A 16470-nucleotide genomic window follows, 5' to 3' on the forward strand; every position below is an offset into this window, starting at 1 on the left:
TCCCGGTAGCAGTAACGGAAGATTTCACCACTTCGGGCGGAGGGGTGGGGCTATGCCCTGGGCAGAATGGCGCGCGGTCCGGGCGACCTGCCAGACCGACGAGGCAGGTCGTCGGCTCAACCGGGAGGCCCTCGTCCGGGCTGGCTACCGATACGCCGAGTCGGTCGTGCAGTACGACGCGCCACTCACCGTCGACGACATGGTCGGTGGTGTCTTCTCCGCCCTGTCGGCCGACCAGCTGCCCTCGGCATCCGGGCGGGCCGCGTTCACCGCCGAGGTCCGCGACGCCCTCGCCGGCACCATTGTGCGGGCTCACGAGGTATGGGTTGCGCTCATGTTGGCGGTGACGCAGGTCACGCTAGCGTCGCCGTACGCCGACACCACCGCCGGCGCTCACCGATCACAGGGAGCGTCATGATCAGACCTGTCTCGCGGCTGCTCGCCGCCGCCGTCGCGGCCCTGCTGCTCACGCCGGTGGCACCCGCCCACGCCGCCGGCAGCCCGCACACCAAGGCGCCTGTGTCCGGGAGCCTGTCGACCTACCGCATCTCGGGTGTGTACGTCGCCGGCGTCTCCTCCGGCGCCTACCTGGCCAACCAGATCCAGGTGGCGTACTCGCGACGGATCAGGGGAGCGGCGCTGTTCGCCGCCGGACCCTACTACTGCGCGCAGAACAACGTCGCGCAGGCGCTGTACGGCTGCGGCGACAACATCTACCCGACCCACCTGAGTGCCCTCCAGGCGTACACCCGGACCTGGGCCGGATATGGCTGGGTCGACCCGGTCAGCGGACTCTCCGGCGAGCCGGTCTACGTTTTCCACGGTGGATCCGACGGCACCGTGAAGCGGTCGGTCAGTGACGACCTGGTCCGCTATCAGCAGCACTTCGGCGCCAGCGTCCAGCACGACAGCGGCTCGGCGGCCGGACACGGCTGGGTCACGCCCTACGGCACGGTGGGCTGTACGGCCACTGCCGCGCCGTACCTCAACGACTGCGGTACCGACCCGCAGCAGACCTTCCTGCGCAAGCTCTTCGGGTCGGTCCAACCGCCAAACACCGGGCCGCTCGGCGGCACGCTTGTGCGGTTCAGCCAGAACAGTTTCGCGGTGGGCGGCTGGGCCAACGGCCTGAGCATGGACGGCAACGGTTTCGCCTACGTCCCGTCGTCCTGCGCGTCGGGGACGAGTTGCCGACTGCTGGTGGCGCTGCACGGCTGTCTCCAGGGCCACAGTCGGGTCGGCACCGCCTTCGTGGACCGGGCCAACCTCAACCAGTACGCCGACACCAACGCCACGATCGTGCTGTACCCGCAGGCCATCGCCGTGCCCAGCAACCCGAACGGATGCTGGGACTGGTGGGGTTACCTCGGTGCCACCAACTACCCGATCAAGGGCGGCGCCCAGGTGGAGACGGTGATGAACATGGTGCGCCGGCTGGGCGGCTGAGCGCGCCCTTCGTCGCCCCGTAGGCTGTCGCCCATGTTTGCCGTACGTCAGCACGCCGACGACGCACGGTGGGTGGCCGCACCGGCCCCGGTGGTCGCACCGGGGCCGGTCGCACGATGAGTGGTAGGCCCGTGCCGGCTCCGCGAGGCGGGCCGGCCCGCACCACCCGTGGTGCCGCGCTGTTCGAATTCTGCGGCCGGCTCGCCGCGTCCCGCACCTTCGAGATCACCATCGTCGGGTTCATCCTCGCCAACGGGGCGGTCCTCGGCCTGGAGACCTACCCTGACCTGGGCCCGGCCGGCACCGCGCTGCACGCGCTTGAGTGGGCCTTCCGGGTGGTCTTCGTCATCGAGATCACCATCCGGATCCTGGCGTACGGTCGCCGCCCGCAGGACTTCTTCCGGCACGGCTGGAACGTCTTCGACTTCCTGGTGATCGCCGCGATCTTCATCCCCGGCCTGCGCGGCGACTCGGCGCTGCTGCGGGTGGTCCGGGTGCTGCGGATCGTACGGCTGGTGCGGTTCTCACCCGGCCTGCGCACGATCGTCTCCGCGCTGTGGCGCAGCCTGCCCGGCATCGGTGGATTCTTTGCCCTGGCCGTGGTGACGCTCTACGTGTACGGCATGGCCGGCTGGTTGATCTTCGGCGAGGTCTATCCGGAGCAGTACGGTGACATCGGCCGATCCCTGCTGACGCTGTTCGTGCTGCTGTCGTTGGAGACGCTGCCGGACCTCATCGAGCAGGGGATGGAGCTCTCGCCCTGGACGGTGCTCTACTACGGCAGCTATGTGGTGATCACCGTGAACCTGCTGCTCAACATCCTGGTGGCGGTCTTCGTCAACTCGATGGAGGAGGCGCGTCGGCTGGAGATGACCGAGGGACTGGGCCCCGGCTACGACTCCGACGGCGACGGCGTGCCCGACGAGGTGGACCGGATCGCGATCAGTCAACGCCTCGACGACTTGCGTACGCTCATCGTCGAGCTGGAGCGGGAACTGCGCATCGACCGCGACGACGGACGGCCGCGGCGTGTCGGAAGGTAGTGACCGCCGTCGAGCGGTACGCGTCCGCGTTTGATCAGAATCACGACGGATGCGGATAACGGGCGTCACCGGATAGGGTCGTTACACCGTCTGATGATCTCTGGGGAGGCTGTGTGCTGGCACTCGTGGCGGTCCATGCGCTGACAGCTGTGATCGCCCCGGGGCTGGTACGGCTCTGGGGGCGCAACGCCCTCTACCTGGTGGCGCTGGCACCGGGCGCGACGCTGATCTGGGCGCTCACCCACACGAACGGGGTCCGCGACGGCACGCCGGTGGTCGAGACGGTGCCGTGGGTGCCACAACTCGGGCTGGAACTCGCCCTCCGGATGGGCACGCTGTCCTGGCTGATGGTGGTCCTGGTCGGTGGGGTCGGCGCGCTGGTGCTGGCTTACAGCGCCCGCTACTTCCGCACCGACGATGCCGGTCTCGGCCGCTTCGCCGCCGTCTTCGTCGCCTTCGCCGGTGCGATGCTCGGCCTGGTGGTCTCCGACGACCTGCTGCTGCTGTACGTGTTCTGGGAACTGACCACCGTCTTCTCCTACCTGCTGATCGGTAGCGACCCGGCGAAGCGGGCCAGCCGGCGGGCCGCCATGCAGGCCCTGCTGGTGACGACGCTCGGTGGCCTGGCGATGCTCGCCGGGTTCGTCATGCTCGGCCAGCACGCCGGCAGCTACCGCTGGTCCGAGATCGCCGGGAACCTGCCCGACGGCGGCTACCTCGCCGTCGCCGTGGTGCTGATCCTGCTCGGCGCGCTCAGCAAGTCGGCGATCTTCCCGTTCAGCTTCTGGCTGCCGGGCGCCATGGCGGCACCGACCCCGGTCAGCGCGTACCTGCACGCCGCCGCCATGGTGAAAGCCGGCGTGTTCCTGGTCGCCCTGATGGGGCCGGCGGTCGCCGGGGTCACCCCGTGGCGGCCGGTGCTGCTGACCGCCGGCTTGATCACCATGTTCCTCGGCGGGTGGGCGGCGTTGCGCCAGGTCGACCTCAAGTTGCTGCTGGCCTACGGCACGGTCAGCCAGCTCGGCCTGCTGATGGTGATCCTCGGTGGCGGCACCCGCGACACCGCGTTGGCCGGTGCGGCGATGGTGCTCGCGCACGCCCTGTTCAAGGCCACCCTGTTCCTCACCGTCGGGCTCATCGACCACGCCGCCGGTACGCGGGACCTGCGTGAACTCAGCGGGCTGGGTCGGCGGGCACCGGCGCTCGCCGTGGTGGCCGGGCTCGCGGCGGCGTCGATGGCGGGTCTGCCGCCGATGGCCGGGTTCGTCGCGAAGGAAGCCGCAGTCGAGGCGCTGCTGCACGGTGGCGGGCCCGATCTGGTGGTGCTGGCCGGCGTGGTCCTCGGCTCGGCGCTGACCGTCGCGTACACGCTGCGGTTCCTCTGGGGAGCCTTCGCCAGCAAGCCGGAGATCGCGCCGTCCGAGGTGGCGACCGTGTCCTGGCCGTTCCTCGCCCCGGCGGCGATGCTGGCCCTCGCGGGCGCCGCGGCCGGACTGCTCGCCCCGGCGGTGGACCGGCTGCTCGCCCCGTACGCCGATCTGTATCCGAGCGCCGAGCCGGGCTACCACCTGGCGCTCTGGCACGGGCTGACCCCGGCGCTGGGGCTGTCGGTGCTGGCGGTGGCCGGCGGCGTCGGGCTGTTCCACCTGTTGCGCCGCGAACGGGTGCGGGCCACGCTGCGGCTGCCCTTCGACAGCGCCACCGGCTACACGCGGGTCATCGGTGCCGTCGACCGGCTGGCGGTGGAGCTGACCGGTGCCACCCAGCGTGGTTCGTTGCCGTTCTACCTCGGCGTCATCCTGGTGGTGCTGGTGCTGCTGCCCGGCGGGGCACTGCTGATCGGTGCGCCCTGGCCGCAGCGGTTCCACGTCTGGGACACCCCACTACAGGGCGTCGCCGCCGCCGTGGTGATCGTGGCGGCGGTGCTGGCGGCCCGCGCCCTGCGCCGCCTCACCGCGATGATCCTGGTCGGTGTCGCCGGCTACGGCACCGCGCTGCTGTTCATCCTGCACGGCGCACCCGACCTGGCGCTGACCCAGTTCCTGGTGGAGACCGTCACCATCGTCATGTTCGTGCTGGTGCTGCGCCGCCTGCCGGTCAAGTTCTCGGAGCGGCCGATCCGCTCCAGCCGGCGCGGTCGCGTCGCGATCGGCGTCGCCGTCGGCGCGGTCACCGCCGGCATGGCGTACGTCGCCACGGGCTCCCGCCAGGCCATTCCGATCTCGGTGGGGTTCCCCGACGAGGCGGTGTCGTACGGCGGTGGCAAGAACATCGTCAACGTGGCCCTGGTCGACATCCGGGCCTGGGACACGATGGGTGAGATCGCCGTGCTGGTGGTGGCCGCCACCGGCGTGGCCAGCCTGATCTTCCGGCGGGCCGGCGACCTGCACCGGCGGGCCGACATCCCCGGCAGCGGCCGGGCGGAGTCCACCCGGCCCCGCTGGCTGACCACCGGTGCCACCACCCGGGCACAGTCGGTGGTCCTCCAGGTGGTGACCCGGCTGCTGTTCCACGCCATCGTGCTCTTCTCCATCTACCTGCTGTTCAGCGGCCACAACGCCCCGGGCGGCGGCTTCGCCGCCGGCCTGGTCGCCGGTCTCGCGCTGGCCGTGCGCTACCTGGCCGGCGGGCGTACCGAACTCAACGGCGCGGCGCCCGTCGACGCCGGTGTGGTGCTGGGTGCCGGGCTGTTCGTCGCCGTCGGTACCGGCGTGGGCGCGATGCTGCTGGGCGGCGAGTTCCTGCAGAGCGCGGTCCTCGACTTCCACCTGCCGGTGCTGGGGCACGTCCACTTCGTCACGTCGGTCTTCTTCGACGTCGGTGTCTACCTGATCGTCGTCGGTCTGGTGCTGGACATCCTGCGCAGTCTCGGCGCGGAGATGGACCGGCAGAGCGAGACCGAGACCGAGACCGCCGAGAGCCGGGAAAAGGAGCTGGTGTGAGCGCCAACCTCACGTACGTGATCGTGGTCGGCGTGCTCGTCGCCGCCGGTGTGACGCTGCTGCTGGAACGCAGCCTCACCCGGGTGCTGATGGGCGTCATCCTGCTCGGCAACGGCGCCAATCTGCTGCTGCTGACCGGCGGGCGGGCCGGTGGAGCGCCGATCGTCGGCACCACCGATCCGGAGCAGATGAGTGATCCACTGCCCCAGGCGATGATCCTCACCGCGATCGTCATCACCCTCGGCATGACGGCGTTCCTGCTCGCGTTGGCGTACCGCAGCTGGCACCTCAACGGACACGACGAGGTGCAGGACGACGTCGAGGACCGCCGGATCATGGATCTCGCGATCCGCGACGAGGGGCCGGGCACCGCCGACATCGAGGGCGGCACCGGTGACGGTGACGACGACGAATCGGCCGGCGATGCCCGGCCCGTCGCCAACGTGGTGGAAGCAGGTCGGGCCGGATGACGTACCTCGTTCCGCTGCCGGTGGTGATGCCACTGCTCGGCGCGGCACTGACGCTGCTGCTGCTCGGTCGTCCGCACGCCCAGCGGTGGGTCAGCCTCACCGTGCTCACCGCCACCGTGGCGGTGTCGGCGGCGCTGCTGGTGCAGTCCAGCCTGCACGGCCCGCTGGTGGTGGAGGTCGGTGGCTGGGTCGCCCCGTTGGGCATCGTGCTGGTCGCCGACCAGTTGGCCGCGCTGATGCTTGTGGTCTCGGCCGCGGTGACGCTCTGCGTGCTGGTCTACTCGATCGGCCAGGGTATGGCCGACGGCCACGAGGAGACCCCGCTGTCGGTCTACCACCCGACCTACCTGGTGCTGACCGCCGGTGTCTGCAACGCGTTCCTCTCCGGTGACCTGTTCAATCTCTACGTCGGCTTCGAGATCCTGCTGGTCGCCAGCTACGTCCTGCTGACCCTGGGCAGCACGGAGAACCGGATCCGCGCCGGCACCACCTACGTGGTGGTGAGCCTGCTCTCCTCGGTGATCTTCCTGATCGCGATCGGCCTGGTCTACGCCTCGACCGGCACGCTCAACCTCGCCCAACTCGTCGAGCGGCTGGACACCCTGCCGGACGACCTGCGCCTGGTGTTGCAGGGCATGCTGCTGCTGGCCTTCGGCATCAAGGCGGCGGTGTTCCCGCTGTCGGCCTGGCTGCCCGACAGTTATCCGACGGCACCGGCCCCGGTCACCGCGGTCTTCGCCGGCCTGCTCACCAAGGTCGGCGTGTACGCGATCATCCGTACCGAGACGTTGCTGTTTCCCGGTGGACGCACCGCCACGCTTCTGCTGGTGACGGCGGTGCTGACCATGGTGGTTGGCATCCTCGGCGCGGTGGCCCAGTCGGACATCAAGCGGCTGCTGTCGTTCACGCTGATCAGCCACATCGGCTACATGCTCTTCGGGGTGGGGCTCACCTCGTCGCTCGGCCTGTCCGCGGCGATCTTCTACGTGGTGCACCACATCACCATCCAGACCACCCTCTTCCTCGCCGCCGGCCTGGTCGAACGCCGCGGCGGCAGCAGCGCTCTGGACCGGCTCGGCGGTCTGGCCCGACTGTCGCCGCTGCTCGCCGTGCTGTTCTTCGTGCCCGCGCTGAACCTCGCCGGGATCCCACCGTTCTCCGGGTTCCTCGGCAAGCTCGGCCTGATCCAGGCGGGCGTCGACGACGGTGGTGTGCTGGCCTGGATCCTGGTGGCCGGCGGACTGATCACCAGCCTGCTCACCCTCTACGCCATCGCCCGGGTGTGGAACCTGGCCTTCTGGCGGACGCCGCACGCGGACATGCCGGCCGACGACGACGCCGAGCAGGCGGCCCGCACCGAGGGCGCGGTGGAGCCGGACCGGGGTGGCGGCGGGCAGCCAGGCGCTGTGCTGCCCAAGCTGATGATCGCGCCGACGCTCGCGCTTGTGGTGCTCGGCCTGGTGTTGACGGTGGTCGCCGGCCCGTTGTTCGACCTCAGCACCGACGCCGCCGACGACCTGCTGCGCCGCACGCCCTATGTCGATGCCGTCTTCCCGGGAGGTGCGCCGTGAGGCCCGAACCGATGACCCCGGCGGAGCCGACCGACCCACCGCGCCCGCCGCTGACCCCTGCGGCCCGGCGACGTAACCAGGTCATCGCGGTTACCGCGCTGGTCGCCGTCTGGGTGCTGCTCTGGGGCACGCTCTCCTGGGCCAACATCATCAGTGGCCTGATGGTCGCCGCCGTCCTGCTGGCCGTCTTCCCGCTGCCGCCGGTGACCTACGTCGGCCGCATCCACCCGCTGCCGATGCTCCGCTTCTGGCTGCATTTCCTGCGTGACCTCGTGGTGGCCTCGGCGCAGGTCGCCTGGCTGGCGCTGCGGGTCGGACACACCCCGCAGAGCGCGATCATCGCGGCGCGACTACGGGTCAACACCGACCTCAATCTCACGCTCACCGCCGAGGCGCTGTCGTTGCTGCCGGGCAGCCTGATCCTGGAGGCCGACCGGCGGACCGGCACGCTCTACATCCACGTACTCAACGTGGCCAGCCGGGACGAGGTCGAACGATTCCGCCGAGGCGTGTTCGAGCTTGAGGCCCGCATCGTCGAGGCCATCGGCTCACCCGAGGAGTTGCGCCGCATCCGGGAAAATCCGGCTGACCGGGAAGGAGTACCCGCATGACCGCGGTTGCCGTGACCGTCACCGTGCTGCTCGCCGTGGCCGGCGGGCTCACCCTCACCAGGGTCATCCGCGGGCCGTCGATTCTCGACCGGGCCGTGGCCACCGATGTGCTGCTGGCCATCATCGTCGCGGCGATCGCCACGGAGGCCGCCTACAGCCGGGACGCCACCGCGTTGCCGGTGCTTGTCGTCCTGGCCGTGCTCGGGTTCGTCGGTTCGGTAAGCGTCGCCCGCTTCGCCGCCCGACGCCACGACGCGTCCACGGCGAGCACGTCGGACCGGAGCCAGCCGTGAGCCTCGATGTGGTGTTCGACGTGGCGGCCTCGGTCTGCCTGATCGCCGGGGCGGTGCTCAGCCTCGCCGCCGGGGTGGCCCTGGTGCGCTTTCCCGACCTGCTCACCCGGATGCACGCCGCGGCCAAACCGCAGGTGCTCGGGCTGCTGCTGGTGCTGGTCGGGTGCGCGTTGCGACTGCGCACCGGGGTGGACATCACCACGCTGGTGCTGGTCGGTGCCTTCTCCCTCGCCACGGCCCCGGTTGCGGCCCACATGGTCGGTCGGGCCGCGTACCCGCACGAGGACATCCGTACCGACCTGCTGGTCACCGACGAACTCGCCGCCCACCTGGACCGTATCGCCGACGAGCGGGAGCCCTCGGCACCGGCCTGACCAGGCCGTCGACGGCCGTCGACGCGACGGCGTCGGCTGCCGTCCAATATCCATTGCGGGCGGAGCGGACCGTCCCTAGCCTTTCCGGCATCAGGTCGATCACGACGGGAGCCGGAAGGAGTAAGCCGTGCGAGAACTGAACCGCAGCCAGGTCGGTCGGCGCTTGTGGTGCCCCGCCGGCAGACCCGCCCTCCCGACGACCAGCAGGTAGTCCCGGCGCTCGGCACGCCGGCGCAGGGCAGACCCTGACCGGCACGGATTCGCCGACGATCCCGCGACCACCCCAACCGATCCGGGGCTGATCCCGGCTTCTCTCACACCAACCTGCCACCCGCGCCCGCGCGGCCGTTGATCATGCAGTTGTGGTCTCTCCAAATTGGGACAAAAGCCGCATATCGCCGACCACAGGTGCATGATCGGCGGGCTTCGCCTCAGGACCAGGAGAACTTCACCATGGGCTTCAGCCTGCTCGCGGGAACGCGGGCGCCGGTGCGGGTGTGGACCGACCCGTACGGCATCGAGCCGCAGGCCGCCAAGCAGCTGCGCAACATCGGCGCGCTGCCGTGGGTGCAGGGCGTCGCGGTCATGCCCGACGTGCACTTCGGCAAGGGCGCCACGGTCGGCTCGGTCATCGCGATGCGGCAGGCGGTCTCACCGGCGGCCGTCGGGGTCGACATCGGCTGCGGCATGTCGGCGGTGCGTACCTCGCTGACCGCCGCCGACCTGCCCGACGACCTCGCCGGGCTGCGCCGGGCCGTCGAGGACGCCATTCCGGTCGGTTTCGCCCAGCGGGACGAGCCGGTGAACCCGCGCCGGGTACGGGGGCTGGAACAGCGCGGCTGGGATGACTTCTGGCGGCGCTTCACCGACCTCGACCGGCGGGTGGCGCAACTGGAGACGCGGGCCCGCCGGCAGCTCGGCACCCTCGGTGGCGGCAACCACTTCATCGAGGTCTGCCTGGAACAGGGCGGCGTCGACGCCGGGCGGGTCTGGCTGATCTTGCACTCCGGGTCGCGCAACATCGGCAAGGAACTGGCCGAGCGGCACATCGCGGTGGCCCGCCGGCTGCCGCACAACGCCGACCTGCCGGACCGGGATCTGGCGGTGTTCCTTGCGGGCACGCCGGAGATGGACGCCTACCGCCGGGACCTGTGGTGGGCGCAGGAGTACGCGCGGCGCAACCGCGCCGTCATGCTCACCGTCCTGATGAACCTGATGCGGGACCGGTTCCCGCAGGTCAGCTACGACGAGCCGATCAGCTGCCACCACAACTACGTGGCGGAGGAGACCTACGAGGGGGTGGACGTGTTGGTGACGCGGAAGGGTGCCATCCGTGCCGGCCTCGGTGACCTGGGCATCATCCCCGGCTCGATGGGCACCGGCTCGTACATCGTCCGTGGCTCGGGCAACGATTGGAGCTACCGCTCGGCCTCGCACGGGGCGGGCCGGCGGATGTCCCGGGCCCAGGCGAAGCGGACCTACAGCACCGCCGACCTGGCGGCGCAGACGTCGGGTGTGGAGTGCCGCAAGGACGCCGGGGTGGTCGACGAGATTCCCGGCGCGTACAAGGACATCAACGAGGTGATGGCGCAGCAGGATGACCTGGTCGAGGTGGTCGCCCACCTCAAGCAGGTGATCTGCGTGAAGGGCTGAGGTGCGGTCGGCGCCCGTCGGGGGGCGGGCGCCGACCGTACCCGTCGTCCGCCGCTGCGATCTCCGCGTGCCAGTCCGGGGCCTGCGCTTCGGCGAGCCGGTGCCAGGTTGGCGGGCCGCCCCGCAAGGGCCAGGCGCGGGTCGTGCCGTAACTGGTCCCGACGTTCCGTAGCTCGCGGGCGAAACGGCGGTGCACGGCGGCGAGGGCCTCCGCCGCGCCGGGTGTACCGGCCGCCACCTGGTGGCGTACGGCCTCGGTGGTCGACGCGTAGCGGTGCACGGCAGTCTCGGTGTCACCGTCGACCTGGTGCTGGCTCGTCAAGGAGAGTCGGAGCAGCGGCGGCTGTCCGCTCTCGGCGAGCGCGGCGACGAGCCGATCGTGACCGTCCAGCACGACGTGGCAGTCGAGCCCGCTGATCCACCAGAGCAGGACTGGCGGGAGGACACCCTCCCGGAACTGCTTCCGATACGCCTTGACCCGCGCGGAGTCGGGGCTCGCCAGCGGGTGGAGCGGCAGGATCTGCCGGTGCCGGTCCCCACCGAACCAGTCGATCCAGCCCCGGTCGTCTGGCAACGGAACAGGTGCCCAGGTCGCGTCGTCGCCGGGGTGGGCGACCTTGCCGCCGATCACCCAGCGACCCGCGTGCAGCGGGCCGTCGGCGGTCCCGGTAAGCGCGGTGGCGAAGTGATGAGCCCACCGTGCCAGCCAGGCACCGCCCGCGTCTGCGGTGCCGAAGGCCGCCGCCCGGGCCGCGCGGATCGGTGGCACCGGCGGGTGGTGGTGCCCCGTCGAGGCGTACGCGACGCCGAAGCGGTCGTCAGCCACGCTGGCCAGCAGCAGGACCGCGTCGCCGTGCCGCAGCACGAGCAGGCCGCACCCGGTCGCCTCCACCCGCAGCGCCGGTCGGGTCGGCTCTCCGACCTCGAGGACCAGCGCCTCCCACGCCCCCTCCGCGCTCGACGCGGGAAGGTTGGTCCTGCGTACCACGGACTTCGTCTCGGTCACGGACCCATCATCGGTCACCCAGGAAAGCGGCCGCCCACCGATTGCGTCCGAGGGAAGCCGTCCATGTCGGAACAAATTGGACGACCGTCAAAAACGGCTTGACGGCCCACATATTCTGATCCTCCGTACTTTCGGCGGACCGTGAGTCGCGAGGGGCCCTGCCCTCTCGACACTCAGGAGCCGCAATGCGCCGGGCGCCCGCCGTCACCTTCCTCCTCGGCACCGTCTTCCTGGACATGCTCGGGCTCGGCCTGATCGTGCCGATCATGCCGGCCCTGATGACATCGGTGACCGAGGACGCCGCCGCCGCTGTCTTCTGGTCCGGGCTGCTCGGCTCGGTCTACGGCCTGTTGCAGTTCGTGGTCTCGCCGCTGCTCGGGCGGCTGTCCGACCGCTACGGTCGGCGTCCGGTGCTGCTCGCGTCGTTGACCTGCCTCGGCGTCGACTGGCTCGCCCACGCCGCGTCGCCGAGCCCGTGGACCCTGTTGGTGTTCCACGCCGCCGCCGGTGCGTGCGCGGGAACATCCACCGTGGTCAACGCCTACATCGCCGACGTCACCGAACCAGGGTTGCGGGCGCAGGCGTACGGGTTGATCGGCGCCGCGTTCGGGCTCGGCTTCGTCGCCGGTCCGGTCCTCGGGGGCTTGCTCGGCGCTGTCGACGTACGCCTGCCGTTTGCTGCCGCCGCCCTGCTGTGCTTCGCCAACGTCGCGTACGGCTGGTTCGTCCTGCCGGAGTCACGACCCGGCGATCCGAGCACCCCGCTGACCCTACGGCTGGCGAACCCGGTCGGCGCCGTCGCCGCCGTCCTGCGCCGGCCGGTGCTCGGCCGTCTCGCCGGTGCCCGCTTCTGCGCCGACGTCGCCCGGATGACGCACCAGTCGACCTGGACGTTCTTCCTCACCCACCAGTTCTCCTTCAGCACCACCCAAATCGGTGTCGTGCTGGCCGTCTCCGCGCTCGCCGCCGTGGTCTACCAGGCCCGAGCTGTCGGGCCGGTGGTGCGGCGTTTCGGCGACAAGCGCGCCGCGGTGACCGGTGCCCTTCTCGGCTTCGCCTCGCTGTTCGGCACGGCGTTCGTGTCAGCGCCGTGGCTGCTCTATCTCCTGTGCGCGGTCGGCGTGCTCGGCTCGCTAGCCGGTGTCGCCGCACAGTCCTGGATCTCCCGCACAGTCCGGCCCGACGAGCAGGGCACCGTGCAGGGCGCGCTGACCGGCATCGGCGCCGTCGCGGAAACCGTCGTACCGGTCACGGCCGGCGCGGCGTTCGGCTGGTCGCTGACGTACGCGTCACCGGGCTGGGTCTATCTTGGCGCGGCCGTCTTCGCGGCCGGGGCGGCGCTGCTGCTGGCCGCGACGCCCGACCTCCCGCCGAGGCCGATTGAGTAGCTCCCTACGGAGGGTGCCCGTGGCCGGCCACGATGGCTGTCGTCCTGGTCCGACGTGTTCGTGATTCGTGGCCGAGTGTGTCCGGTCAGGTGTCGGTGGCCGCCACAGCCAGCGCAGCGCGTCGGGCAGGAGGACGCCGCCGTGGTTGGGGCTGTGCCCACCGTCGCCGAGTACGAGCCGGAAGTCGTAACCGGCCTCGGCCAGGGCAGCCGCGACACGCAGGTTGTGGGCGAGCCAGTTCCGGTGCGGCTCGTTCCAGTGCAGATCCCGATGACCGGCCTGCATGAAGATGCGTATTGGCTTGCGGGCGACGCTGGCGATGAGTTCCGGGTACGGATTCCCGCCGGGCATCTGCACGAAGCTGGACAGGCAGCAGAGCACCCGCCGGAACTTGTCCGGGCGTAGCCAGGCGGCGGTGAACGCGGCATTGCCGCCGCTGCTGCCGCCACAGATGGCCCACCGGTCCGGGTCCGCTGCGATCGAGTAGCGTGTCGTGACCTGCGGGATGATCTCGGTAAGCAGGAACGTGGCGAGGCGGTCGTCGAACGCGTCGTACTCGACGTTGCGGTTCTTCGTTTGCTCGGCGTCGACGAGGACACCAGGGTCGACGAACAGGCCGACGGTGACCGGGATGTCACCGTGGTGGATGAGATTGTCCAGGACGATCGCGCCACGGACCTCCCCAGTCGGATCCAGGTACCACTGCCCGTCAAGGAACACGATCAGCGACGCCGGCCGCGCAGGGTCGTACTGGGCCGGCAGGTGGATCCAGAATCTCCGTGACGTGCCCGGATAGATGTTGCTGTGCTTCCAGTCGAACTCGATGGTCTGACCTGTCGGCGTGCCCGGGCGTCGGTGGGAGTCGGGGCCGTGGTGGTAGCGGACGTCCGACTGATCGATGGCGAGGGAACGGAACGGCACCTCAACGGTCATCCGGCGACGCTACGAGCCGTCGTCACGTCCGGCAACGGCATTCACCGTCGTTGCGGTCGTCAGGGCCGTGATGGCACGGCGGATGCGGTCGGCCGCCGCCGGGTCGTCTCCGTCGGTGAGAGCGATGTGGTGCAGGACTCCGACCACCGCCACCGCCAGCGCCTCGGTGTCGGCGGCTGTGGGCAGCCGTCCGATGTGCTGCTCTGCGGCCAGGTTTCCGGCGACCGCGCGTTCGAGTGCTGGCAGCGCGGCGTTCCCACTGCCCAGCACCGCTTCGACGGCCTCCGTCAGGGTCGGCCGGTAGGCGAAGAGCCGGGTGACGGCGACCAGCGTGATCATCGGGGTGGCGAGCATCGCCTCGCTGAGATTCGCGTCGACGGTGCCGGTGCCGGCGCGCTCTGCAAGCCCGGCGGCGTTGGCGGCGATCTGGAAGCTCCGGTCGACCGCGTAACCGGTCAGGAAGTCGTCGAAGTTGGCGAAGTGGGCGAACAGCAGCCCCGTGGCGACGCCGGCCTCGCGGGTCACGGCTCGGCTGGTGAGCTGGCTCGGCCCCGCTGCCGCGATCACGCGCTCCGCGGCGGCGAAGAGGTGCTGCCGAGGTTCGGTGATGGCGACTCCGCGTGGCATGCCGGCAGTCTACGCAACTTGCGTTCGGATGAGCATGCGCTCATCATGTTTGAGCAACCGCTCATACCTGGGGGTCCGAATGAAGCGAACGGTGATCGTCGGTGCCGGCATAGCCGGCCTCGCCACCGCCCTGCGACTGGCGCGCGACGGTTGGCAGCCGATCGTCGTGGAACGTGCCCCGGCCCGGCGCAGCGGCGGTTACCTGGTGAACCTGCTCGGCGGGGGCTACGCCGCCGCCGAGCGGCTCGATCTGGTTCCCGCCCTCGCCGAGCGCGCGCTGGGCCTGTTCACCACCGTGCTGGTCCGAGCGGACGGTCGGCCGAAGCTCACGGTGCCCTCAGTCGTTGCCGAGGCCGCACTGGGCCCCCGCACCATGACGGTGTTCCGGGGCGATCTGGAGGACACGCTGTACGAAGCGGTCCGCGACCGGGCCGACCTCCGCTTCGGCACCACCGTCGAGTCCGCCGACCAGGACACCGACCGGGTGGTGGTCCGGCTCAGCGACGGCACGACCGAGGAGGCCGAGCTGCTCATCGGCGCTGACGGCGTGCACTCCGCGACCCGGACGACGCTGTTCGGTTCCGGTCATCGGGCCGACCTGCCGTACGTGGTGGCGGCCTTTCCGCTCCGGCGTCCGCCCGAGGCCGTGCCCGCGTCGTCGGCCACCACGTTCATCGGTCCCGGACGTACGGCGGCGATCGTCAACCTGGGTCCGGAACGCTCCTCGGCCTTCTTCACCTACCGCTGCGCGGACCCGGACCGGGAACTGGAACGCGGGCCGGTGCCCGCGCTGCGCGCAGCCTTCGGGGACCTGGCCGGCGGCGTACCCGAGGCGCTGCGTGACCTGGAGGCCGACCCGGCCAACGCCTACTTCGACCGGGTCAGCCAGGTGGACCTGCCGCGGTGGAGCACCGGCCGGACGGTTCTCCTCGGTGACGCGGCCTGGTGCGTCAGTCTCTTCGCCGGGCACGGCGCGGCCCTGGCGCTCGCCGGTGCCGACCGGCTCGGTACCGCCCTGGAACGGCACGGCGACGACGTCCGGCCAGCGCTTACCGAGTGGGAGACCGGCCTGCGTGCCGAGGTCGTCAAGCGGCAGGCGCTCGCCCGCCGGGGCATGTACCAGTACGCCCCACCGAGTCACCTGCACGTCTGGCTGAACGAGGTCACCATCCGGGCGATCACCCTGCCCGGCATCCGTGACCTCGTCCGTCGCGGCATCGAACGCCAGAACCGCTGATCGTACGGCCGGTCCCGGCGCGCGGCCGGTCAGCCGTACGGGTCGAAGGGGATCCCGGCGGGCTTGGCGGCGTTGAGCAGGTACTCGAACGAGCCATCCTTGATCTTGATGGTGGCGGCGCCGAAGTTGGCGTCCATCAGCCGGGTGCGCAGCTCGGTGCTGGGCCAGCCGTTCCAGTCCACCACCGGCGGGTAGTGCCAGACGTGGTAGTGGTTCTCCGGCGGCTCGTCGTTGTTGTTGGCGAGCCGGAAGAAGTGCGTCGACGCGCCGTCCTTGTGGTAGACGACCTTCGGGTGGGTGCCGTCGAACCGTACCTGGGCGCGCGGGTAGGTGCGCCGGCTGCCGTGTTGGGTGGTGCTCACGTACTCGACCCGGTTGGCTGCCTGGTCGACCCAGGAGATGACGTGCTCCCAGTCGTGCCGGTGGCCGCCGAGACCACTGCCGTGCACGACGGCCTGGTCCTTCTCGAAGTAGCTGGCGTAGACGATCGCGCACCAGCCGTTGTTGCACTTGGCGCGGGCGTACGTCTGCGACATGTCCAGGTCGGAGCGGTCGCGGCAACTGCCGTTGATCGCTCCGGTGGTCTTCAGCCCGCCGTTGACCGTGCCGTCCGGGCTGATCGCCGACACGGCGTAACAGCCGTCGGTGTCGTAGTCGTAGGCGGGCGAGAACGACGACTCGTAGCCGCCGGCGTTGTGCGGCAGGTTGGGCAGTGAGTTCGCGTGGGCCGGTGCCGCCGGGACCAGGACGCCCAGCGCGGCCAGCCCGGCGACGAGTCGGGCCGGCCAGCGCCGGTCGGACCGGGGTGGCCGGTCGGCGGGCTGGCCGGGGACGAGTGCCGGCGGTGGAGCTGACGGCGATGACACGGTTCTCATG

Annotated in this window: 15 protein-coding genes and 1 pseudogene; 12 read left to right on the top strand and 4 right to left on the bottom strand. The window is 70.6% G+C overall.

The annotated features are described in order from the left end of the window. Positions 1-52: 52 nt before the first annotated feature. The 10 genes from ACFY2A_RS12130 (at position 53) to ACFY2A_RS12175 (ending at position 10403) form a co-directional block, all read left to right on the top strand. Positions 53-418 (top strand): hypothetical protein, encoded by a 366-nt coding sequence (locus ACFY2A_RS12130; RefSeq protein WP_387171039.1) that lies wholly within the window; start codon positions 53-55, stop codon positions 416-418. Next, positions 415-1446, top strand: a complete 1032-nt coding sequence (locus ACFY2A_RS12135; RefSeq protein WP_387171041.1) for a poly(3-hydroxybutyrate) depolymerase — start codon at positions 415-417, stop codon at positions 1444-1446. Before ACFY2A_RS12130 ends, ACFY2A_RS12135 begins: the two co-directional genes overlap by 4 nt. Positions 1447-1577: 131 nt before the next feature. Beyond that, positions 1578-2489: an ion transporter gene (locus ACFY2A_RS12140; protein ID WP_387171043.1), complete on the top strand. Its 912-nt coding sequence runs from the start codon at positions 1578-1580 to the stop codon at positions 2487-2489. A 113-nt stretch (positions 2490-2602) separates the two neighbouring features. Next, complete coding sequence (locus ACFY2A_RS12145) at positions 2603-5431, top strand: Na+/H+ antiporter subunit A (protein ID WP_387171045.1); 2829 nt, start codon at positions 2603-2605, stop codon at positions 5429-5431. After that, positions 5428-5901, top strand: coding sequence for a Na(+)/H(+) antiporter subunit C (locus tag ACFY2A_RS12150; protein WP_387171047.1), 474 nt, complete (start codon positions 5428-5430; stop codon positions 5899-5901). The genes ACFY2A_RS12145 and ACFY2A_RS12150 overlap by 4 nt, the downstream gene beginning before the upstream one ends. Beyond that, positions 5898-7472: a Na+/H+ antiporter subunit D gene (locus ACFY2A_RS12155; protein ID WP_387171049.1), complete on the top strand. Its 1575-nt coding sequence runs from the start codon at positions 5898-5900 to the stop codon at positions 7470-7472. The genes ACFY2A_RS12150 and ACFY2A_RS12155 overlap by 4 nt, the downstream gene beginning before the upstream one ends. Beyond that, complete coding sequence (locus ACFY2A_RS12160) at positions 7469-8083, top strand: Na+/H+ antiporter subunit E (RefSeq protein ID WP_387171051.1); 615 nt, start codon at positions 7469-7471, stop codon at positions 8081-8083. Before ACFY2A_RS12155 ends, ACFY2A_RS12160 begins: the two co-directional genes overlap by 4 nt. Continuing rightward, positions 8080-8376 carry a monovalent cation/H+ antiporter complex subunit F gene (locus ACFY2A_RS12165; protein ID WP_387171053.1) on the top strand — a complete coding sequence of 99 codons (297 nt, stop codon included), beginning with the start codon at positions 8080-8082 and terminating at the stop codon, positions 8374-8376. Before ACFY2A_RS12160 ends, ACFY2A_RS12165 begins: the two co-directional genes overlap by 4 nt. Beyond that, on the top strand, positions 8373-8750 hold the full coding sequence (gene mnhG / locus ACFY2A_RS12170) for a monovalent cation/H(+) antiporter subunit G (protein WP_387171055.1): 378 nt from the start codon (positions 8373-8375) through the stop codon (positions 8748-8750). Before ACFY2A_RS12165 ends, mnhG begins: the two co-directional genes overlap by 4 nt. A 453-nt stretch (positions 8751-9203) precedes the next feature. Then, positions 9204-10403, top strand: coding sequence for an RtcB family protein (locus ACFY2A_RS12175; protein ID WP_387171057.1), 1200 nt, complete (start codon positions 9204-9206; stop codon positions 10401-10403). Here ACFY2A_RS12175 and ACFY2A_RS12180 read toward each other — a convergent pair. After that, positions 10375-11409 carry a hypothetical protein gene (locus ACFY2A_RS12180; protein ID WP_387171059.1) on the bottom strand — a complete coding sequence of 345 codons (1035 nt, stop codon included), beginning with the start codon at positions 11407-11409 and terminating at the stop codon, positions 10375-10377. The two genes, ACFY2A_RS12175 and ACFY2A_RS12180, sit on opposite strands and share 29 nt — an antisense overlap. Before the next feature lie 185 nt (positions 11410-11594). On the opposite strand from ACFY2A_RS12180, the gene ACFY2A_RS12185 reads away from it, so the two are divergent. Next, on the top strand, positions 11595-12797 hold the full coding sequence (locus ACFY2A_RS12185) for an MFS transporter (RefSeq protein WP_387171061.1): 1203 nt from the start codon (positions 11595-11597) through the stop codon (positions 12795-12797). Between the two features lie 96 nt (positions 12798-12893). On the opposite strand, the pseudogene ACFY2A_RS12190 reads toward ACFY2A_RS12185, so the two are convergent. Together ACFY2A_RS12190 and ACFY2A_RS12195 are read right to left on the bottom strand one after the other, a co-directional pair. Next, positions 12894-13730: pseudogene (locus ACFY2A_RS12190) on the bottom strand (alpha/beta hydrolase); the annotation flags it as partial. Between the two features lie 9 nt (positions 13731-13739). Continuing rightward, positions 13740-14357 (bottom strand): TetR family transcriptional regulator, encoded by a 618-nt coding sequence (locus ACFY2A_RS12195; protein WP_387171063.1) that lies wholly within the window; start codon positions 14355-14357, stop codon positions 13740-13742. Positions 14358-14436: 79 nt separating this feature from the next. Between ACFY2A_RS12195 and ACFY2A_RS12200 the strand changes: the two genes are divergently transcribed. Further along, positions 14437-15594 carry an FAD-dependent oxidoreductase gene (locus tag ACFY2A_RS12200; protein WP_387171065.1) on the top strand — a complete coding sequence of 386 codons (1158 nt, stop codon included), beginning with the start codon at positions 14437-14439 and terminating at the stop codon, positions 15592-15594. Between the two features lie 29 nt (positions 15595-15623). Here the strand turns inward: ACFY2A_RS12200 and ACFY2A_RS12205 are convergent, their stop codons facing one another. Further along, a complete protein-coding gene (locus ACFY2A_RS12205; protein ID WP_387171067.1) occupies positions 15624-16469 on the bottom strand; it encodes an NPP1 family protein in 846 nt (281 codons plus the stop codon). Position 16470 lies beyond the last annotated feature (1 nt).

This window comes from Micromonospora sp. NPDC000442, assembly GCF_042898635.1.
In the GTDB taxonomy this organism is placed as follows: domain Bacteria; phylum Actinomycetota; class Actinomycetes; order Mycobacteriales; family Micromonosporaceae; genus Micromonospora.